The following is a 20,237-nucleotide window of genomic DNA, read 5'->3' on the forward strand; positions in this document are numbered from 1 at the left end:
CGCGCCCCAACTCGGGCATCCGCGTGTGCTGTTCGTGTGCTGTTCGACAAGCTATCGACAACTCTCCGACCGACGCGCGCAGTCCACGCTTGTGAAGCAGCACGGATGTCCGCACTGACACAGCGGACGTGTCACAACTGTGGCGCCGTGTACGGGCCGTCCTGGGGCATCGTGGGGCTGGTCGTCGCGACGGTGACATGGTCCTTCGGGGAAACCGTGGCGGCCCCCACCCTGTTCCTGGCCTACCCGGCCAGGGCGGCCCCGTCGGACCTGCGGGGCCGCTACCTGGGCGCGGCGAGCGCGATGTACGGCCTCGGATTCATCGCGGGCCCGGTTCTCGCGGTCGTCGGCTGGAACCTGCTCGGCCCCTCCTTGTGGTGGTGGTCGGCTGTCGCCGGGCTGATGGCCGTACCCGCCGCATGGGCAGGAGCACGGCCCGACGCGCACAGCGACGGCTCACGTCCGGCCGTCAGCCCCTGACCCGGCACCGGTGCGGCTGCTCACACAGATCTCGACGCGGCTCCGGTTGTCAGGGGCGGCTGATAGAACACAGTGAACAGCTGTCGGGTTCGAGTGTCGGGAGCCGCGTCTTGTCCTATGTGCACCACGTCGAGCAGTTCTACGGACTGCCCGCCTTCACCTTCTCGCCGTACATGACCCCGGCGGATCTGCCTGATCCGGGTTCCGTGGCCTGGCGTCTTCAGTGTGGGGAGTTACCCCGCGAGGCCGACTACTGGGCGCGCGTGGGCGCCTATTGGGAACGCTTCACAGAGACGGTCGAACTGGAGAAGGTACGGGCGCTGATATTCGGCCAGCCCTGGTACGACGCCGACGGCGGGCTTCCCGACGACGCACTGCTCGGCCTCCGTTCCCGGCTGACGGGACTCGAAGCGCTCTTCCTTGGCGATCTGGAAAACGAGGAGGCGATGATCTCCTCGATCTGGCTGGGGACGGTCGCGCCCGTCCTGGAGGCGTATCCCGGCCTTCGAGAGCTGGTCCTACGCGGCGGAGAGGGTCTGGAGTTTCCCGCGACGGGGCACGAAGGGCTCCGTGTGCTGCGCGTCGAGTCCGGCGGGCTGCCTCCTGAGGCGGCGGCGCAGATCGCCGCTTCCGATCTGCCCTCACTGCGGAGCCTGGAGCTGTGGCTGGGCGACGACGACTACGGCGGCGGGACGACGATCGAGGATCTCGCCCCTCTGCTCACGGGTGAGAGCAAGCCCGCGCTGCGTCACCTCGCTCTTCGGAACAGCCCGATCCAGGACGAGTTGGCTGCCGCACTCGCCGCCGCGCCCATCGTGCCGAGGCTCACGTCTCTGAGTCTGGCCATGGGCATGTTGACCGACGAGGGCGCGCTGGCGTTGCTGCAGGGCCAGCCGCTCACCCACCTGCGGGAGTTGGACCTTTCCCACCACTTCCTCAGCCACGCCATGATGCTGCGGATCTGGACGGAGCTGGAGCCGAAGGGTGTTCGGGTGAACCTGACCGCCCGGCAGAAGGACGACGGGGGCAACCCGCAATGGGGAGAGGAACACGGCAGGTACATCGCCGTCGGCGAGTGACCGCCGTCGCCGGCCCCGACCTCCACCCTTCGCGCCTCGCCCCCCCTGCGCCCCCTGCCTCCAGCCGTCGAAAGGCCCCACGAATGCCCTCGATGTCCGACGCCCCCGAATCCCAGGACCCGGCCGACCTCCGGGTCGCCAGCCGCGAACTCGACGGACGCAGGCCCTGGCTGATCCCTGACGAACAAGTGCCGTACGGGCATGTGCTGCACGCCGCTGCCGTGCAGAGGTGCAGCCCTGCTGCCGTCGTGTCACGGCTGGCCGCCTTGGGATACACCGACATCCAGCACTCCGAAGCTTCCCTGCCCGACTCCGTCGACCTGGACGACGTCCCGCTGATCAGGGACGTGGGCGCCGAGTACAGCGTTACCTGGCTCGACGTCGGTAAGCCGGTGTCCCTGCGCCAGGTACTCGAATCGGCGGGCCAGACCGACCGTGGCCCCGCCACCGTCGCACGGCGACTGACCGCCCTCGGCTACCGGCTCGGTGATGGTGACGGTGCCCAGTCGCTACCGGACACCCCCCATTCCGGTGACCCGGTGCTGATCAGCACCGACCGCGGCAGCTACGGGGAGTGGCTCGACTGGGGCGATGAGGTACCGACGCCGCAAGTGCTGCGGGCAGCACGGGAGTTGAGATGCAGCCCGTACGCTGCCGCCACGCGTTTGCTGGCCCTCGGCCTCCGGTTGCCGTACACCCCTGAACCCGCCGACGAACTGCTCCTCAGGTCTTCGGAAGAACAGGATCTCCGGCAGGGTGTCCGCTGGCTCTACTGGGAGCCGCCCGTCGGGCACGTTCTCGCTGTCGCGCAGGAGTTGGCGCGCCCCGCGGCGGAGATTGCCGCCCGGCTGGCGGAACTCGGCTACGGCCGGCCGGCCGTGCCCGATTCCCCAGAGGCCGACGACTTGGTCATTCTGAGCGAGCAACTGAACGGCCGTAGCCCCTGGTTGGTGGTGAACACGGTGGTCGGGCTGTCGTTGGCCCATATCCTGCGCGCGGCTCTGGCCACGGGACGGAGCCCTTCGGACATCGCCGGGCGGCTGGCCACACTGGGGCACTGGCTGCATGAGAACGCGAAACTGCCGGCGATCGCCGACGAGGCGGAGGTCCGGCTGCTGGAGACGGTCGATCGCTCGTTCCTGGACGACGTGCACCTGGAGAACGTCCTGCGCAGCGCGAGCCTGACAGGGAGAAGCCCGGCGGACGTCGCGTCACGACTGACCGCTCTCGGCTACCGGTTGCCGGATGAGGTGGAGTACCCGGAGGTACGGGGCTCTCTGGCCGGCTCGTGACGGTCGCGTCAGGTCGTGCGGGCGCGCAGACGGCGCAGCATGCGCGGGTCCTCGAACCCTACGCAGCGGGCGGCTGCGTCCATCGTCGCCCCGTGGCTGATGAGGTGCTGGGCGCGTTCGAGGCGCAGGGCCTGTTGATAGCGCAGGGGCGTGAGCCCGGTGGCGCGGCTGAAGAGACGCGTGAGGGTGCGTTCGCTGACGCCGGCGGCCGATGCCAGGGCGGGGAGCGGGAGCGGTTGGTCGAAGCGGTTGTCGATGAGGTCCTGGGCCCGGTGCACGGTGTCGTCGAGGTGGGAGCGGTGCCGGAGCATCGCGCTGGACTGCGGTTCGTGGCCGTTGCGACGGGCGTAGACGACCATCTCCCGGGCCACCTGGGCGGCGACGGACGGGCCGTGCCGGGTGGCGACCAGGTGCAGGGTCAGATCGATACCGCTGGCAATACCGGCCGAGGTGATCACCCGGTCGTCAACGGTGAACAGGACGTCCCGGACGACCACCGCCCGGGGGTGGCGCAGGGCCAACCCGTCCTGCACGTCATGGTGGGTGGTGCAGCGGCGGCCGTCGAGCAGGCCGGCCATCCCGAGCGCCTCGGCTCCGCCACAGACGCTGGCCACCGTGCCGCCTCTGGCGTGGTGTTCCCGGAGAACCTGTAGGGACGCGGCGCCGACGGCGGGCCCGTGCGCCGGAGTGCCTGCCCGCCAGCCGGGAACCACGATGAGGTCGTCGGGCCACAGCTCGGGCCAGTCGAGCCCGGCCACCAGCGGCAGCCCCTGCGCGGTGGAGACCTGTGGCTGCTCGGCGACGTAGGAGAGCGTGTAGGGGTGCCCGAAGTCGGCAGCCGTGGAGAAGACCTGTGCGGGGCCGGCCAGGTCCAGCAGGTGTACTCCGGGCACGAGGAAGAAGACGATATGGCTCACGATCCGGTCATCATGCCATCGTGTCTGCCGTGGCCTCCAGCTGGGCGACCGTCGCGATGGTGGCGAAGCGCCCGGCAAGGGCGTACTCGGTGCGCCTGATCACCTCGTCGGCGGGCAGCGTGCGGGGGTCGGCGAGCAGGTCGGCGACGCTCTGATCGGTGGGAGCGTCGCGGTGCGCGATCGGGTTGGTCGCGGTCGCGTCGGTGACGAAGGTGACGTGGTAGCCGAGGTCGGAGGCGACGCGGGTGGTCGTCTCCACGCACTGCTCGGTGCGGATGCCGCAGACGGTGAGTTCGCGGATACCGCGTTCGGTGAGCAGCTGTTGCAGGTTGGTGGTGGTGAAGGCGTTGTGCGAGGTCTTGTGGATCAGCGGCTCGTCCTCCGCTCGTTCCAGTTCCTCCATGAGCCGGACGTGGCCCAGGGCCGGATCGAAGACATTGCCGCTGCCGGGTTCGCAGTGCAGTACCCACACCAGGAGGTCCCCGGCCTGGCGGGAGAGCCGGACCAGCCGGTTCACCTGGTCGGCGATCTTCGGGTCGGAGATCGTCGCCCACAGTGGACGCGCTCGGAAGGACTCCTGGACATCGATGACGATCAGTGCTCGGGTCATGTCCCGAGTCTGAGCTATCTGAGAAGGGCGGCGACACACCGTATCGGGTCCGGCAGCGGACTGATCCGGTCATCAGGCGGCGCCCGCTGGTCCGCGTCCGACTGACACGATTCGGCTCGCCCCGCACGTCGGGGCTGAAACGCGTTCTTGCCTCGCACCAGCCACGTTCTAGGATCTCGGACAGAAGAACCGGACAGCCGAACCTGACAGCCGAACCGGACAGAAGAAGCGGTTGCTTCACAGGTGACCGGTCGGTCCGCTGAAGCGCGCCGCACCGACTGGCCCCCAGCCCCCAGCCCCCGGGCCCGCAGGAACCACCAGGCCAAAGGGAAACCGGAGCCCGTATCCCGCGATGCTCTGCGCGGGCCCCGGCCCCTCGTCCTCCCGGCCTTTCGGGTTGGGGCGCACTCCCGCGCGCCTCAAGTGCCGCGCGAGGACGATCCCGCGCGAGGACCCGCCTCACGGGATGACGCGAGTCCTCGCGCCGGCGGCCGCCGTCATCGCAGACAGCAGACGGCGGCCGCCGCCTTCGGCCCTTCAGGGCGTCCACCTCACGTCTCACGACAGCATGTGGTCATCGGCGGCCCCGATGATGGCGTACGGTAGAAACATCGCCGCGGGGTGGAGCAGCTCGGTAGCTCGCTGGGCTCATAACCCAGAGGTCGCAGGTTCAAATCCTGTCCCCGCTACTGTCGAAGAGGGTCCGGATCTATCAGATCCGGACCCTCTTGCGTACCGCGAACAGCCCTCACTCCTGCTCTGCTGCTTGAAGTGCTTGCGTGCTGTCGCCCACGGGGCGACAGCACGATGGCCCTCGCGATCAAGGAAGCACACGTGACCAAGTTCAAGCGCCTGGTCGCCACCGGTCTCGTCACCGAGGACGAGCCCGGCTTGTTCACCGTGCCGCGTCCTCGAACCAGCGGCTGAACCCCGACCAGCAACCTGCACCTCAGCGCAAGGACGAATCAGACCTCAACTGTCAGCCCGCTCCCTTCGTGAAGCCCGAGTGTTACGCGTGCGCCCTGAGCTCGCGCGTTGGCGTCAGGAACGAAGGGTGCGCAGGCCGGTGCGGATTTCGCTGGCCAGGATCTCGGGCTGTTCCAAGGCCGCGAAGTGCCCGCCCTTGTCGGCCTCGCTGTAGTGGATCAGATTGCTGTAGGTGTCTTCGATCCAGCTTCGTGGCAGGCGTGGGATGTCCTTCGGGAAGACGGTCACCGCGACCGGAAGCGCCAGCTTCGGGCCGGCGAGAGTGCCCGATCTGTTTTCCCAGTAGATGCGGCCGGACGACGCGGCGCTGTTGGTGAACCAGTAGAGGGATATCGCGTCGAGCATGTCGTCCGTGCTGAGGGCGTCCTCGGCGAGCCCGTGGTTGTCGGTCTTGGACTGGAACTTCTCGTAGATCCAGGCTGCCTGACCGGCGGGGGAGTCCGCCAGGGCGAATCCGACAGTCTCCGGCTTCGTGCCCTGAAGATGGTTCGACCCACCGAGATCGCCGGTGTAGAGGGCGAGGGTCTCCACGGCGTAGCGCTGTTCGGGCGACAAGGTGTCGGGTATCTGTGCGGGAAAGGCGTACTGGGTGTTCAGATGAATTCCGAGAAGCCCCTCAGGTTGCATGGCCCCGAGGGCGGTGGTGACGACGGCACCCCAGTCGCCGCCTTGCGCGGCCCATCTCGTGTAGCCGAGACGCTTCATCAGCTCCACCCACGCGCTTGCGATGCGCGATACTGTCCACCCGGTCTCCGTGGGCTTCTGGGAGAACCCGAACCCGGGCAGCGACGGGACGACGACGTCGAATGAATCCGCGGCGTCTCCTCCGAAGGAAACCGGATCGGTCAGCGGGCCGATCAGCTTCAGGAACTCGACGATCGAGCCCGGCCATCCGTGCGTGAGTATCAGCGGCATCGCGTTGGGATTCTTGGACCTGACGTGGATGAAGTGGATGTCCAGCCCGTCGATCTCGGTCAGGAATTGGGGGAAGCGATTGAGCTCGGACTCGAAGCGCCGCCAGTCGTAGCCGCGCTCCCAGTAGTCGACCAGAGATCTGGCGTTCTCTACGCGGACCCCTTGCGACCAGTCGCCCACCGTTTCCGGATCCGGCCAACGAGTTCTGGCCAGTCGCTGCTTCACGTCGTCGATCTCCGAATCCGAGATCGAGACGGTGAACGGGCGGACGAGGGTCGAGGTCGGGGGCGTCGATGCGGTCATTGCCTTCTTCTCTTCTCCTGAGCTTCGAAGCGCAGCACACCTTCCCGCTGCACACTGGTGTGCAACATACTTCGTTGCACGCTGGTGTGCAATAATGGTGTCGTGCCGACCGAGTCCTCCCGTGTGCGCTCGATGAACGAGACACGCGATCGCATCCTTGACGTCGCCCTCCACGTGCTGGGAGACAACCCCGACGCCGGAATGGGCGACATCGCCTCCGCTGCCGGCGTCGTCCGTCGCACGGTCTATGGCCATTTCCCCTCGCGCCTCGACCTGGTTCGGACACTCACGGAACGGGCCGTCACCGAGGTGACAGCCGTGCTCACCGAAGTCAACGCCTCCGACGCAGAAGCGGACGCGACGTGGGTCGAGTTCATCGCCCGCGTCTGGCCGGTGGCGCACCGGTACCGAGTGCTGTTGGCGCTGCGCCGTGGCGAGTACGGCGAGGCGATCCACGGCCTGCTCGGGCCGGTCGATGAGCTCCTCGCCGACCTCGTGAAACGGGGCCAGGACGGCGACGTGTTCGCACAGCACCTGCCGGCGGGCATTCTGAGCCAGCTCGCCTACGGCGTCGTGTTCGCCATCGCGGACAGCGACCTGTCGAACGGGGCCCCCGGCGCCCGAGCAGCGACGATCACGAGCCTGCTGATGCTGGGAGTTCCCGAGACGCGCGCAACCGCTCTCCTGGGCGACCAGGCCTGACCCTCAGCACTTGAGCGGAGCCGCGGATCGTCCTGCTCCGGACACGCCATCGTCACCGCACCCACCGAGTACGAGGCCGACACCCTGCGCGGCAACCTCGGCCTGCCGGTCCCCGCCAACCGCAACACGCCCCCGCCCACTCGCGCGACCGACCTGATCACACAGTTCAGCTCCGCCGCCGCCGACCCGGCACCCGCAGGAGCCTGAGATGACCGAACACGCCGACCACCACGGCCCCGAGGGGCTTCGCACGCGCGGCACCATCATCGTGGTACCCGGCGGGCGAGGCAGGCTGAACATGTAGGCCTTGTGGGTGATCGTTTTGCGTTACCTTTGCCATTCGGGAACCTCTGCGGTCGCGGGAGCCGTTCACCTGACGGACCGCGAACAGGCGTGACCGATGATCAAAACCGGACAGGTAACAGCAGAAGCCGAGGTGGCAGTAGTGGCGATGTGGGACCGGCTCAAGGACCAGGCCAAGAACCTCCAGCAGTCCCAGAGTGCCAGGGGAGGGACGGGGCAGGGACACGCCCCCGCCGGACAGGGACACGGTTCCGCCGGGCAGGGACAGCACGGTGGCCACGCGCCCGGTTCGTCCTCCGGTGGCTCCAAGGCCAAGCTGGTCGGGATGTTCAAGACCCAGCTCGCGTCGGTCAAGACCGAGCTGAAGAGCGGCGCCTACCGAGACGCCAGCATGGCCATGTGTGCGCTGGTGGCGGCGGCCGACGGACACATCGAGCCGATGGAGAGGCAGCGCGTGGAGGAGCTGATCGTCTCGAACGAGGTTCTGCAGAACTTCCCGGCGGACCAGCTTCGCCAGCGCTTCAACCAGCACGCGGACCGGTTCACCGCCAACTTCGAACAGGGCAAGGCCGAGGCCCTGCGGGAGATCGCCAAGGCGGCCAAGAAGCCGGCGGAGGCCCGCGCGGTTATCCAGACGGGCATCGTGGTCGCGGGTGCCGACGGGAGCTTCGAGGCGTCCGAGCAGTACGTCATCCGGGAGGCCTGCACCGCCCTCGGTCTGTCGCCCACGGAGTTCGGCATCTGACGGACGCTGCCGCCGTCGTCGGCTCCGCCCCCTGCGGAGTCGGCGGCTCCGGTGGGCGCGCGGAGATTGCGGCCGAGGCGGCCGGTGTGGCCGGTGGTCCTGCCGGGCTGTCAGGCCATCGCCCGGACCGCAGCAACGACGGCGTGAACCTGTAGCCCCTTGCTCCCCGCCCCTGGTCCGGGAGCGAACCGGCCGGTATACAAGTCCAGTCACCGTGCGCGGGCGCCGTCGGCGGCCCGACTCGCCGTTCCGGACTCAGGGGGAAGCTCGATGAACCGTCGCACCCAGTACGGCAGGACAGCGTGGAATCGCCGACGGGCGACCGCCGTGGCGGCAGCCGTCAGCGGCTGCGCCCTGGTCGTCGCGTCCGCGGCACCCGTCGAGGCACACGGCGACGGCCGGCACAAAGGCACGGACTACGTCGCGCTGGGCGACTCCTACACCTCGGGGCCGTTGATCCCGAAACAGGTGGACGCGAACTGCGCCCGCTCCGACCACAACTACCCCTCACTCGTCGCCTCGGAGCGAAGAGTGTCCACGTTCAAGGACGTGAGCTGCGGCGGCGCCACGACCGAGAACATGTGGAAGGCCCAGGGGACCAACCCTCCGCAGCTGAACGCCCTGCAGCGGGACACCGACCTGGTTACCGTCCAGATCGGCGGCAACGACTTCGGGTTCGGCTCCGTCATCAGCACCTGCGCCGGCTTGAGTTCACAGGACCTCTCGGGGGACCCGTGCCGGCGTCACTACACGTCGTCGTCCGGGACCGATCAGCTGACGCTGAAGATCCTCGACACCGCGCCCAAGATCACCGGCGTGCTGAGGGCCGTGCACGCCAGAGCGCCGCACGCCCGCGTTCTCGTGGTCGGCTATCCGGATCTCCTGCCGGAGGACGGCAGCGGCTGCTACCCCTCCGTACCGTTCGCGGCGAAGGACTTCCCCTATCTCCGTGACACCGGTAAGCGCCTCAACCTGATGATGCGCGTCGTGGCCCGGTTGAACGGGGCCGAATACGTCGACACGTACCGGCCCACGATCGGGCACGACATGTGCAAGGCCCCGGCGGTCCGCTGGATCGAACCGCTGCAGCCTGCCTCACCCGCGGCCCCGGCACACCCCAACGCCAAGGGCGAGGAAGCCATGGCACGTGCCGTGCTGAAGCACGTGCGCAAGGGGCACGGTCACTGACGGTCTCCCCGCGTCTCCCCACACCCCCGCGCGGCCCCCGGAGTGGGGGCCGTGGGGCCGACTCGCCGGTCGGAGGAGGTACGGCGGCTCGTCTCATCGAGGGATCACCATGTGCGATGAGGGAACTCAGCGGGCAGAGGGGACTGAGGGAAGCCCGACAGAACGCGCCGGTGAAGGGATGAGCATCGTGGTACGACCGAAGATCTTGGTGGTGGGAGCAGGCTTCGCGGGAGTGGAGTGCGTCCGCCGCCTGGAGCGCAAACTGGGAGCAGACGAGGCCGACCTGGCGCTGGTGACACCGTTCTCCTACCAGCTCTATCTGCCATTGCTGCCGCAGGTCGCCTCGGGGGTGCTGACCCCGCAGTCGATCGCCGTGTCGCTGCGCCGCAGCCGCAGGTACCGCACCCGCATCATCCCCGGCGGTGCCATCGGCGTGGATGTGAAGGCCAAGGTCTGCGTCGTCCGCAAGATCACGGGCGAGATCGTGAACGAGCGGTACGACCAGATCGTGCTGGCACCGGGCAGCGTCACACGTACGTTCGACATCCCTGGCCTCTCCGACAACGCCCGCGGCATGAAGACCCTCGCCGAGGCCGCGTACATCCGTGACCACGTGATCTCACAGCTCGACATCGCCGATGCCAGCCACGACGAGGCCGAGCGGGCGGCGCGGCTTCAGTTCGTGGTGGTCGGTGGGGGCTACGCCGGCACCGAGACCGCCGCGTGCCTGCAGCGCCTGACGCACAACGCCGTCAAGCGCTACCCTCGGCTCGACCCGAGGCTGATCAAGTGGCACCTGATCGACATCGCACCGAAACTGATGCCCGAACTGGGTGACAAACTCGGGAGGAGCGCCCAGGAGATCCTGCGCCGGCGGGGCATCGACGTCTCGTTGGGCGTGTCCATCGAGAAGGCGGGCCCCGATGAGGTCACCTTCACCGACGGGCGGGTGATCCCGACCCACACGCTGATCTGGACCGCCGGAGTCGCGGCGAGCCCGCTCATCGCCACCCTGGGCGCCGAGACGGTGAAGGGGCGGCTCGCGGTCAGTTCGGAGATGTCCTTGCCCGGTCACGACGGCGTCTTCGCGCTCGGCGACGCCGCCGCCGTACCGGACGAGGCCAAGGACGTGGACGGCGCCGTCTGCCCGCCGACCGCCCAGCACGCGATGCGACAGGGCAAGCACGTCGCCGACAACGTCATCGCGTCGCTGCGCGGGCAGCGGATGACACCGTACGTCCACAAGGACCTGGGACTCGTGGTCGACCTCGGCGGCTTCGACGCCGTGTCCAAGCCGCTCGGTGTCGAGCTGCGCGGCGTGCCCGCCCTGGTCGCCGCCCGCGGTTACCACTGGTCGGCGCTGCGCACCAACGTGGCGAAGGCCCGGGTGGCGACGAACTGGCTGCTGAACAGCCTGGCCGGCGACGATTTCGTACGCACCGGGTTCCAGTCCCGTACGCCCGCGACGCTGCGGGACTTCGAGTACACGAACGCGTATCTGACCCCGGAGCAGATCCGGGAGCGCGTCGAGGCCGAGTGACGAGCGCACCTGGGCCCGAGTGACGAGCGCACCGAGGCCCGGGTGACGAGCGCATCGAGGTAGCCGGCGAGAAGTGCTGCAAAGGTGACGTAGAACTCGGACGCTCCCGAGGCGCACGCGGTGCGGCGCACGCTGTTTCACGGCGTGCGCCCATCACCTCGCTGAGGAAGCGTCCGAGGGGTACCCGCCGCGGCATGACTGCCTATGGGTTACACGCCTCGCACGAGCAGGTACCGCCCGCGGACCTGCTCGACGCCGTCGCGCACGCGGAACGTGCGGGCTTCACCGCCGCCATGTGCTCCGACCACTTCTCTCCGTGGAGCGTCCGCCAGGGGGAGTCCGGGTTCGCCTGGTCGTGGCTCGGGGCCGCCCTCCAGGCAACCGACCAGGTGCCGTTCGGCGTCGTGAACGCACCCGGCCAGCGCTACCACCCCGCGATCATCGCCCAGGCCGTCGCCAGTCTCGCGGCCATGTACCCGGGCAGGTTCTGGGCGGCGCTCGGCAGCGGTGAGGCCTCGAACGAGCACATCACAGGGGCCGGTTGGCCCCGCAAGGACGTCCGCACCGCGCGCCTGCGCGAGTGCGTCGACATCATCCGCGCACTGCTGCGAGGGGAGGAGGTCAGCCACGACGGCCTGGTAACGGTGGACCGGGCCCGGCTGTGGACCCTGCCGCCCGAGGTTCCTCCGCTGGTCGGAGCCGCCTGCAGCACGGCCACCGCGGCCTGGTGCGCCGAATGGGCGGACGGCCTGATCACGGTCAACGCCCCGCGGGAACGGCTGCGCGAGATCGCCGCCGCGTACCGCGACGCGGGCGGGCGCGGCCCACTGCATCTCCAGGTGCACCTGAGCTGGGCCCCCACCGAGGAGGAGGCCGCCGCGCTGGCGTACGACCAGTGGCGCACCAACGTGCACGAGCCCCCCGCCAGTTGGGATCTGGACTCCCCGGAACTGTTCGACATCGTCAGCGAGCACGTCAGCCCGGAACAGGTGGCGCACACCGTCAACATCTCGTCCGACCTGGGCCGGCACACCGCCTGGCTGCAGGAGTACGCGGAGCTGGGCTTCGACGCCGTGATGCTCCACCACGTGGGCCGCGAACAGGGCCCGTTCATCGACGCGTTCGGGGCCGAAGTGCTGCCGCGACTCGACATCACCCGTCCTCTTCCCGCCACGGCGAAGGAGTACCGATGCGTCTGACCCGTACGTCCGACCTGTGGTGGAAGAACGCGGTGGTGTACTGCCTGGACGTCGAGACGTACCAGGACGGAAACGGTGACGGGATCGGCGACTTCGCGGGTCTCATCCAGCGTATCGACCATCTGGTGCGTCTCGGTGTGACGTGCGTGTGGCTCATGCCGTTCTATCCGACGCGGGAGCGCGACGACGGATACGACATCACGGACTTCTACGGAGTCGACCCCCGCCTCGGCACCCTCGGGGACTTCACCGAGTTCGTGCGCACCGCCCGGGACCGCGGCATCCGGGTGATCGCCGACCTTGTCGTCAACCACACCTCCGAGGACCATCCCTGGTTCCGGGACGCCCGCTCAGGCCGGGACTCCGCCCACCGCGACTGGTACGTCTGGGCGGACGAGCCGCCCGAGAACGGCCCCGAGGGGGTGGTCTTCCCCGATGCGGAGGACAGCCTGTGGGAGTACGACAAGGGCAGCGGCCAGTACTACCTGCACCGGTTCTACAAGCAGCAGCCCGACCTCAATGTCGCCAACCCCGAGGTCCGCGAAGAGATAGCCCGCGTCATGGGCTTCTGGACGCAACTGGGGCTGTCCGGTTTCCGGGTCGACGCCGTGCCCTTCCTGCTGGAGACCGACGGGCAGGACGACGCCGGGGCGCTGCCGGACCCGCACGAGTACCTCGCCGACCTGCGCGCCTTCCTCGGCCGCCGCAACGGCGAATCGGTGCTCCTCGGCGAGGTCAACCTGCCCTACGACGGCCTCGTCCGGTTCTTCGGCGACCCCGGCTCGGACCGCGGGGACGAGCTCACCCTGTGCTTCGACTTCGTCGGGATGCAGCAGATGTACCTGTCGATGGCGCGCGAGGACGCCGGGCCGCTGGCCGCCGCGCTGCGGGATCGCCCGGCGGCGCCGCGGGACGCCCACTGGGCCACGTTCGTGCGCAACCACGACGAACTCACCCTCGACAAGCTGAGCGACGACGAACGGGCCGAGGTGTTCGCGTCCTTCGGTCCCGAGGAGGACATGCAGCTGTACGGCCGGGGACTGCGCCGCAGGCTGCCGCCCATGGTCGACGGCGACCGGCGGCGCGTCGAACTCGCCTACAGCCTGCTCTTCACGCTGCCCGGTACTCCCGTGCTCTTCTACGGTGAGGAGATCGGAATGGGAGACAACCTGGCCGCCGAGGGACGGCAGGCCGTACGCACGCCCATGCAATGGACTCCGGAGGCGGGCGCGGGCTTCTCCACCGCCGGGCCGGACGCGTTTCCCAATCCGCTGGTGGCCGGCGCGTTCGGATGTCAGCAGATCAACGTGTACGGGCAAAGTCGCGACCCGGGTTCGCTGTTGAGCCGGATGCGGCTGTTCATCGAGCGCTACCGGGAGGCTCCCGAGCTGGCGTGGGGCGACCACCGGCTGCTGGAGACAGGGGACAGCGCGGTCCTGGCACACGTCGGCCGCACGAGTGACGGAACGGTTCTGGCGGTGCACAACTTCGCCGGCCGGCCGGTCACCGTACGGTTGCGGCTGTCCGAGGCGGGGCCCGGCGGAAGGCTGACGGATCTGCTCGACGAGGGACACGCCGGTCTCACCGTGCCCGACGACGGCCTCCTCCCTGTCGAACTGCCCGCCTACGGATACCGCTGGCTGCGCGTCGGCACCCCGGCCGACGACCCCGAAAGGACCGTTGCCGACTGACACCGGGTTTCGCCCCGGAGCCCCGACCCGGGTGGCGGCTTCCGCGACAGCGCCGCCCGCGCCGGACGCGATCCCGGCTTCGATGCCCATGGCACGAATTCCCCGCGAGAGCAACAAGGACTCCGTGGGTACCATCGACGTGCCCGTCACCGTCGGAGGTACCACCGTCCACTCACGTTCCACTCAAGCGACCGACTGCACGCAGACGACGACGGCACCGTTCTCCTCCCGTGCACCACGTAGACACCGCCGACAACACGACCGCACAACGAGGGCCCGCGGCCCTCACCACATGATGGGGTAACCAGTGCTTTTGAAAACCTTCGGCTGGTCGTTCGCGGTCACCGCGCTCGCCCTGGTCGCCGCGGTCTTCTACGGAGGGTGGGAAGCCTTCGGCCTCGTGGCGATCCTCGCCATCCTCGAGATCTCCCTGTCGTTCGACAACGCGGTGGTCAACGCCGGAATCCTGAAGAAGATGAATGCCTTCTGGCAGAAGATCTTCCTCACTGTCGGCGTCCTCATCGCCGTGTTCGGCATGCGGCTGGTCTTCCCCGTCGTCATCGTGGCGGTCAGCGCCTCCATGGGGCCGATCGAGGCAGTCGACCTCGCCCTGACGGACAAGGACCGCTACCAGCAACTGGTGACCGACGCCCACCCGTCGATCGCCGCCTTCGGTGGCGTGTTCCTGATGATGATCTTCCTTGACTTCATCTTCGAGGACCGGGACATCAAGTGGCTGGGCTGGCTGGAGCGCCCGCTCGCCAAGCTCGGCAAGGTCGACATGCTGTCGGTCTGCATCGCCCTGATCGTGCTGCTGGTCTCCTCCCTGACCTTCGCGGCCCATGCCCACCAGCACGGCGGTGCGCACGCCGACAAGGCGGAGACGGTCCTCCTCTCCGGCATCGCGGGACTGGTCACCTACATGATCGTGGGCGGTCTATCCGGCCACTTCGAGACCAGGATCGAAGAGGACGAGGAACGCGAGCACGAGGCGCAGCGCAGCGGCAAGCCCCGCTCCGCGGTCGCCCTGGCCGGCAAGGCAGCGTTCTTCATGTTCCTCTACCTGGAGGTCCTGGACGCGTCCTTCTCCTTCGACGGCGTGATCGGCGCCTTCGCCATCACCAACGACATCGTCGTCATGGCGCTGGGCCTGGGCACCGGCGCGATGTACGTCCGTTCGCTCACCGTCTACCTGGTGCGCCAGGGCACCCTCGACGACTACGTCTACCTGGAGCACGGCGCCCACTACGCGATCGGCGCCCTCTCCGTCATCCTCCTGGTCACCATCCAGTACCAGATCAACGAGGTGATCACCGGCCTCGTCGGAGTGATCCTGATCGGCTGGTCCTTCTGGTCCTCGGTGCGCCGCAACAAGGCACTTGCCCAGGGTTCCGGAACTGGTTCCGGCTCCGAATCCGGGCCGGCTTCACTTTCGTCCTAGCGTCCTACGATCTTTGTCCATGGACGGGCCCGCCACCAGCGGTGAGGGTGAGGCCATGAGCCAACTCGGTGCCAAGGACACGGACTTCCCGCAGTACGGGCGACGGATGCCGCCCGGCCTCGTCGCGCTGGCACTCGGCGGTTTCGGTATCGGTCTGACCGAGTTCCTGATCGCCGGCCTGCTGCCGCAGGTGGCGTCGAGTTTCTCGGTGTCCGAGGCCGCGGCGGGCTGGCTGATCTCCGGGTACGCGCTGAGTGTCGCGGTCGGCGCGATTGCGCTGACCGCGGCGACGGCGCGACTGCCCCGCAAGGAGGTCCTGGTCGGCTTGGTGGCGTTGTTCGTCATCGGCAACCTGCTGTCCGCTCTCGCGCCGAACTACCAGATGATGCTGCTCGGGCGGATCGTCGCGGCGCTGTGCCACGGCTCGTTCTTCGGTATCGGCTCGCTGGTGGCCCGCAGTCTGGTCGCGCCGGAGAGGAAGTCCCGTGCGGTGGCGGTCATGTTCGCCGGGCTGACGGTCGCGAACGTGCTGGGCGTGCCGTTCGGTGCGCTGGTCGGTGAACGCTGGGGCTGGAGGGCGGCTTTCTGGGCGGTCACCGTGATCGGCGTACTCGCGCTGGCGGGAATCGTGGCCCTGGTGCCCAGCGGTGTGGGGGAGAGGCAGCCCGGGACCGTGACGGGCGGCCCGCAGCCGCTACCGCCCAGTGGCCTGCGGGCGCAGTTCCGTGCGTTCCGCTCCTGGCAGGTCTGGCTGACCTTGACGGCCACCGCGCTCAGCTATGGCGGAATGTTCGGTGCGTTCAGCTACATCGCCTACACGTTCACCGAGGTCGGCGGCTTCTCCTCGGCGGATGTCGCCTGGTTGCTGATGGTGTACGGAGTCGGTCTGGTCGTCGGGAACCTGGTCGGCGGGCGAGCGGCCGACCGTGACCGGGACCGTGCCCTGGTCCTTGCGTTGCTCGGGCTCGCCATCACTCTGACCGTGTTCGGCCTGCTGGCCGACAACGCCGTCGCGTCGGTGATCCTGGTGTTTCTGATGGGGGTGTTCGGCTTCGCCAGTGTGCCCGGCATGATCACTCGCGTCACCGACTTCGCCCACGGAGCGGCGCTGGCCGCCAGCGCCAACGTGTCCGCGTCCAACATCGGCAACGCGCTCGGCGCCTGGCTCGGGGGGCGGGCCATCACCGCGGGCCTCGGCTACACCGCGCCTCTCCACGTCGGCGCCGCTGTCGTCCTGATCTCCGTCGTCGTCATGGCCGTTGCCGCACGACAGGCCAGGTCGGGTGCCGATCCGGATCAGGCGCCGCGGATCGCCTCGCCGCCGGACGACGTCACGGCCGCCCGGTAGGGCCGGAAGAACGCGCGTAGTTCCTCCGCGTAGAGCTCGGGCTCCTCGAACGGTGCGAAGTGCCCGCCGCGCGCGGGTTCGTTCACGCTGACGACGTTCGCCGTGCGCTCGAGCCACGCCCGCGGCGGGCGGACGATGTCGCCGCGGAAGAGTGAGAAACCGGACGGCATTTCGACCCGGCGGGCGAGCTGCTCGGGCGGGATCGCGGCGTTCGCGCGGTACATGCGCATCGACGAACCGATCGTGCCCGTGAGCCAGTAGAGCATGACGTTGGTGAGGATCTCGTCCTTCGTGAAGCTCCGTTCGATGTCGCCGTCGCAGTCGCTCCACGCCCGGAGCTTCTCGACGATCCACGCGGCGAGCCCCGCCGGAGAGTCGGTGAGCCCGACGGCGGAGGTCTGCGGCTTCGTACGGTGGACGGCGGCGTATGCGCCCTCGCTCGCACCCCAGCCGGCGACGTCCTTGAACCAGGCGCGCTCCTCGGGCGTGAGTTCGGCCGGGTCGCCGGCGAAGACGGGCAGACCTCCGTCCATGCGGTGGACGGCCACGACCCGGTCGGCGTGGTCGAGCGCGAGGTAGCGGCTCACATGACTGCCGATGTCCCCGCCCGCCGCGCCGAAGCGCGCGTATCCGAGGACGTCCATGAGCTCGGCCCACAGCCCGGCGACGCCGATGGAGTCGAGCGAGGGGCCGGTGGGCCGGTCGGAGTATCCGTAACCCGGCATGTCGGGCACGACCACGTCGAACGCGTCGGCAGGGTCGGCGCCGTGTGCCCCGGGATCGGTCAGGAGCGGGACGACCTTCGAGTAGCGCCAGAACGAGTCGGGCCAGCCGTGACTGAGGACCAGCGGCAGCACGGGGCCGGTCGCCGCGACAGCCCGGGCGTGCACGAAGTGGATCCCCAGGCCGCCGAGCCGGACACGGAAGCGGGGCAGCCGGGCGAGCGCCGCCTCCTGCGCCGGCCAGTCGAACGTGTCCGCCCAGTGGGCGACGAGTTCACGAAGGTAGGCGACGTCGGTCCCGAGCTCCCACCCTGCGTCCTCGGGCGCATCCGGCCAGCGCGTCGCGCGCAGCCGCGCGCGAAGTTCCTCGAGCGCCGCGGGCTCGGTCTGTTGGGTGAACGGCTCCAGTTGAGGCGACGCGTCCGGCATGGCAGGAATGCTACGCGGCGGAGACGGCCGCACGTTGTCGGCAGAGGCAGAGGCAGAGGCGCGTGAAACTGGTGGGCCGCGACGGGCACCGGTCGGACAAGGAGGTAGCCGAAAGGAGGTATCCGATAAGGAGGCACTCAAATAACACACGCTGACGGGCCGTACGACCCGTCAGCGCCTCGGGGTCAGGTGGTGTGCAGGGCCTGCTGAACGGTGGGGTGACAGCTGATCAGGGTGTCCATCCCGACGATCTGCAGGATCCGCAGCACGGATTCCTGTGCACCGGCGATGCGCAGCCAGCCCTGAGCGTCGCTCCGGGCCTGGTAGGCGCTGATGAAAACGCTGATGCCGCTGGAGTCCATGAAGGTCACACCGCTGAGGTCGACCACCGTACGCGGCGGCGTCGCGCTGTCAGGGGACAGCAGTGCCTCGCTGAGTACGTCTTTGACTGTGTGGTCGATCTCGCCGCGCACGGTCACGACACGAATGCCGTCGATCGCGGAATGCTCAACAGAGAGCTGACCTGGCTGATCCACGCTCTGAATAGGGGTCACCGTCTCCTCGACTGCGGTCGTGTGCCTGCGCTTGCGCCGGCCCCGGGTTTGCCTGGTCATTCTGCCCGAACGCTGCACCCGATGCACCCAGGAGACTGTGTCCGAGAGCACACTTGTACGACGCATGAATGAGGGGTCGGCGGGTAGCGGTGCGCTCGTGAACGGAGAATGAGGGCGATGCCGGTGGGTTCCCACGACGACGGCGACGGGTGTAGGGGGTCCGATGGGCACCTGATGCGGACCGGCTTCGCCACAGGCGGAGGCGACGGATGTATCGCCGATGCGCGCCGCCACGCCACCGCCTTCCTCGAACAGGCTCGCGCCGACCATCACCTGTCCGTGTCTGCCCGTGCGCTGGACTTGACCCAGCTGGTGGTCAGTGAACTGGTCACCAACGCCTGCAAATACGCCCCGGGCCCGGTCCTGCTGGAGCTGCGCCTCACTCTTGAGACCGTGGATGTCATGGTGTGGGACAGCGACCCCACGGTCCCCGAGGCCCGCATCGCCGACCCCGGCAGGATCGGGCAGCACGGCTTGGAGATCGTCAAGGCCGTGGCCCAGGACCTCGAGATCCACAGAGAGCCGGTGGGTAAACGCATCAGGGCCCGCATCGCCTTGTCCGACGCCCCACCCGGCACCACCACCTGAGGCTCGACGCACCGGTTCTCCGCCTCCAGGCCCAGCTCCGCCGCGCAGGCCGGCTCCTCGAACGGTCACCCACCGACCTGGAGTACGTCAATCAGTAGTCAGTACCGTGTGCTCGATGGGATGAATCGCAGCAGCGGGCAATAAAAGGTTGCCATGTTCCAGGTTGGATAGACGTATGAACTTGTCTGACGTGGCCTTGGTCGCCTGCTGCGTGATTTCCTCAATTATCCTTCTGGTCTTGCTGGTTCGATATATTCCGCAACGCTGGCGCGAGGGCTCCACGTTGAAGGATGCCATCGACCATTTCTCCGCCCTCAATAGGACGTTGTTCAGCTTCATCCTTGCCCTTTCGATCGTTTCCGCCGGAACGAGTCTGAGTAAAGCCGCCGACCAGGTCAGCGACGAGGGCGCGAGCCTGACCAACCTCTACTGGGCGACTCGGCCGCTCCCCACGGACACCCGAGGGTCAGTTCGTCAACTGACCCGCCAGTACACGGTCACGGTGATCCACGACGAGTGGCCGGCCATGGCGGAGGGCAAATTCAGCAGGCGGGCGCAGGGCCAGTACGACGCGCTACGGCGGGAACTGCAGGATTCCCCCAGCAGTGGGTCTCAGCAGGAGCAGACCTTTGCGCGGGATTCGCTCGTAGCCCTCAGGGCGGTAGGGGACGCTCGGCGCGCGCGGATGTTGTCAGTATCCCAGGAGATTCCCAGCTACCTCTGGATCGGGCTGATCCTGTCTGCGATGCTTCTGGTGATCGCCGCCGCAGTCCAAGTCCCGGCCCTGACGGTGCCGGATATCGTAAGCATCGGTCTGCTGGCTCTGTTGGTCTCCGGAGTGCTGGCAGTGCTGGCAGCCATGAATCACCCCTTTGGTGGAGGAGTTCATGTGGAGCCTGATGCTTTGAAATTCGCGCTGCGACGCTTCTCTGATATCTGAAATGGTTCAGGGCGCGCCTGCTCCGAGATCCTGATGACGAATGGCGTCGCTACAGCGGTTGATCGAGCCGGAGGAGATCGCCAGCATGGTCGTCTACCTGAGTTCCGACCAGGCGTCCGCCACCACAGGGGGCGCGCTGCGCGTGGACGGCGGATACGTCGACTCCATCCTGCCGTGACTCCGGACAACCGCGGTGGGTGGCCG

Annotated in this window: 18 protein-coding genes, 1 tRNA gene and 1 pseudogene; 15 read left to right on the forward strand and 5 right to left on the reverse strand. The window is 68.3% G+C overall.

Annotation, left to right across the window (positions count from 1 at the left end; all coding sequences use genetic code 11):
* Positions 1-105 precede the first annotated feature (105 nt).
* From AB0D14_RS22845 to AB0D14_RS22855, 3 genes are all read left to right on the forward strand, one after another.
* Positions 106-480 carry a hypothetical protein gene (locus AB0D14_RS22845; protein WP_362781743.1) on the forward strand — a complete coding sequence of 125 codons (375 nt, stop codon included), beginning with the start codon at positions 106-108 and terminating at the stop codon, positions 478-480.
* 119 nt (positions 481-599) lie between these two features.
* Positions 600-1,559 carry an STM4015 family protein gene (locus AB0D14_RS22850; RefSeq protein ID WP_362781933.1) on the forward strand — a complete coding sequence of 320 codons (960 nt, stop codon included), beginning with the start codon at positions 600-602 and terminating at the stop codon, positions 1,557-1,559.
* Positions 1,560-1,651: 92 nt separating this feature from the next.
* Positions 1,652-2,851, forward strand: a complete 1,200-nt coding sequence (locus AB0D14_RS22855) for a hypothetical protein (protein WP_362781745.1) — start codon at positions 1,652-1,654, stop codon at positions 2,849-2,851.
* An 8-nt stretch (positions 2,852-2,859) separates the two neighbouring features.
* Here AB0D14_RS22855 and AB0D14_RS22860 read toward each other — a convergent pair whose 3' ends face one another.
* Together AB0D14_RS22860 and AB0D14_RS22865 are read right to left on the reverse strand one after the other, a co-directional pair.
* Positions 2,860-3,768: a DJ-1/PfpI family protein gene (locus AB0D14_RS22860; RefSeq protein ID WP_362781747.1), complete on the reverse strand. Its 909-nt coding sequence runs from the start codon at positions 3,766-3,768 to the stop codon at positions 2,860-2,862.
* A 10-nt stretch (positions 3,769-3,778) separates the two neighbouring features.
* Entirely contained in the window at positions 3,779-4,378 is a 600-nt protein-coding gene (locus AB0D14_RS22865) for an isochorismatase family protein (RefSeq protein WP_362781748.1), read from the reverse strand.
* Positions 4,379-4,993: 615 nt separating this feature from the next.
* Between AB0D14_RS22865 and AB0D14_RS22870 the strand changes: the two genes are divergently transcribed.
* A tRNA-Met gene (locus AB0D14_RS22870) sits at positions 4,994-5,067 on the forward strand.
* Between the two features lie 352 nt (positions 5,068-5,419).
* On the opposite strand, the gene AB0D14_RS22875 is transcribed toward AB0D14_RS22870, so the two are convergent.
* The gene (locus tag AB0D14_RS22875) at positions 5,420-6,583 is read right to left on the reverse strand and encodes an epoxide hydrolase family protein (RefSeq protein ID WP_362781750.1); all 1,164 of its coding nucleotides are present in this window, start codon (positions 6,581-6,583) and stop codon (positions 5,420-5,422) included.
* A gap of 102 nt (positions 6,584-6,685) precedes the next feature.
* Here AB0D14_RS22875 and AB0D14_RS22880 point away from each other — a divergent pair, with 102 nt between their 5' ends.
* The 8 genes from AB0D14_RS22880 (at position 6,686) to AB0D14_RS22915 (ending at position 16,740) form a co-directional block, all read left to right on the forward strand.
* A complete protein-coding gene (locus AB0D14_RS22880; RefSeq protein WP_362781752.1) occupies positions 6,686-7,285 on the forward strand; it encodes a TetR/AcrR family transcriptional regulator in 600 nt (199 codons plus the stop codon).
* Between the two features lie 445 nt (positions 7,286-7,730).
* Positions 7,731-8,333: a TerB family tellurite resistance protein gene (locus AB0D14_RS22885; protein WP_362781936.1), complete on the forward strand. Its 603-nt coding sequence runs from the start codon at positions 7,731-7,733 to the stop codon at positions 8,331-8,333.
* Between the two features lie 270 nt (positions 8,334-8,603).
* The gene (locus AB0D14_RS22890) at positions 8,604-9,521 is read left to right on the forward strand and encodes an SGNH/GDSL hydrolase family protein (RefSeq protein WP_362781754.1); all 918 of its coding nucleotides are present in this window, start codon (positions 8,604-8,606) and stop codon (positions 9,519-9,521) included.
* A 178-nt stretch (positions 9,522-9,699) separates the two neighbouring features.
* Positions 9,700-11,061: an NAD(P)/FAD-dependent oxidoreductase gene (locus AB0D14_RS22895; RefSeq protein WP_362781755.1), complete on the forward strand. Its 1,362-nt coding sequence runs from the start codon at positions 9,700-9,702 to the stop codon at positions 11,059-11,061.
* Between the two features lie 194 nt (positions 11,062-11,255).
* Complete coding sequence (locus AB0D14_RS22900) at positions 11,256-12,260, forward strand: TIGR03885 family FMN-dependent LLM class oxidoreductase (RefSeq protein WP_362781758.1); 1,005 nt, start codon at positions 11,256-11,258, stop codon at positions 12,258-12,260.
* Positions 12,251-13,951: an alpha-amylase family protein gene (locus AB0D14_RS22905; RefSeq protein ID WP_362781761.1), complete on the forward strand. Its 1,701-nt coding sequence runs from the start codon at positions 12,251-12,253 to the stop codon at positions 13,949-13,951. The genes AB0D14_RS22900 and AB0D14_RS22905 overlap by 10 nt, the downstream gene beginning before the upstream one ends.
* A 307-nt stretch (positions 13,952-14,258) precedes the next feature.
* Complete coding sequence (locus AB0D14_RS22910; RefSeq protein WP_362781764.1) at positions 14,259-15,392, forward strand: DUF475 domain-containing protein; 1,134 nt, start codon at positions 14,259-14,261, stop codon at positions 15,390-15,392.
* 106 nt (positions 15,393-15,498) lie between these two features.
* Positions 15,499-16,740 (forward strand): MFS transporter, encoded by a 1,242-nt coding sequence (locus tag AB0D14_RS22915; protein ID WP_362781939.1) that lies wholly within the window; start codon positions 15,499-15,501, stop codon positions 16,738-16,740.
* On the opposite strand, the gene AB0D14_RS22920 is transcribed toward AB0D14_RS22915, so the two are convergent.
* The gene (locus AB0D14_RS22920) at positions 16,689-17,891 is read right to left on the reverse strand and encodes an epoxide hydrolase family protein (RefSeq protein WP_362781767.1); all 1,203 of its coding nucleotides are present in this window, start codon (positions 17,889-17,891) and stop codon (positions 16,689-16,691) included. The genes AB0D14_RS22915 and AB0D14_RS22920 overlap by 52 nt on opposite strands.
* Positions 17,892-18,076: 185 nt before the next feature.
* Positions 18,077-18,505 carry an STAS domain-containing protein gene (locus AB0D14_RS22925; RefSeq protein ID WP_362781770.1) on the reverse strand — a complete coding sequence of 143 codons (429 nt, stop codon included), beginning with the start codon at positions 18,503-18,505 and terminating at the stop codon, positions 18,077-18,079.
* A 123-nt stretch (positions 18,506-18,628) separates the two neighbouring features.
* On the opposite strand from AB0D14_RS22925, the gene AB0D14_RS22930 reads away from it, so the two are divergent.
* The 3 genes and pseudogenes from AB0D14_RS22930 to AB0D14_RS22940 form a co-directional block, all read left to right on the forward strand.
* Entirely contained in the window at positions 18,629-19,093 is a 465-nt protein-coding gene (locus tag AB0D14_RS22930; protein ID WP_362781942.1) for an ATP-binding protein, read from the forward strand.
* Between the two features lie 175 nt (positions 19,094-19,268).
* Positions 19,269-20,033, forward strand: a complete 765-nt coding sequence (locus AB0D14_RS22935) for a hypothetical protein (RefSeq protein WP_362781773.1) — start codon at positions 19,269-19,271, stop codon at positions 20,031-20,033.
* Positions 20,034-20,076: 43 nt separating this feature from the next.
* Positions 20,077-20,211 (forward strand): annotated as a pseudogene (locus AB0D14_RS22940) (SDR family oxidoreductase); the annotation flags it as partial.
* Between the last annotated feature and the right edge of the window lie 26 nt (positions 20,212-20,237).

It is taken from the genome of Streptomyces sp. NPDC048484, from assembly GCF_040651415.1.
Classification (GTDB): domain Bacteria; phylum Actinomycetota; class Actinomycetes; order Streptomycetales; family Streptomycetaceae; genus Streptomyces.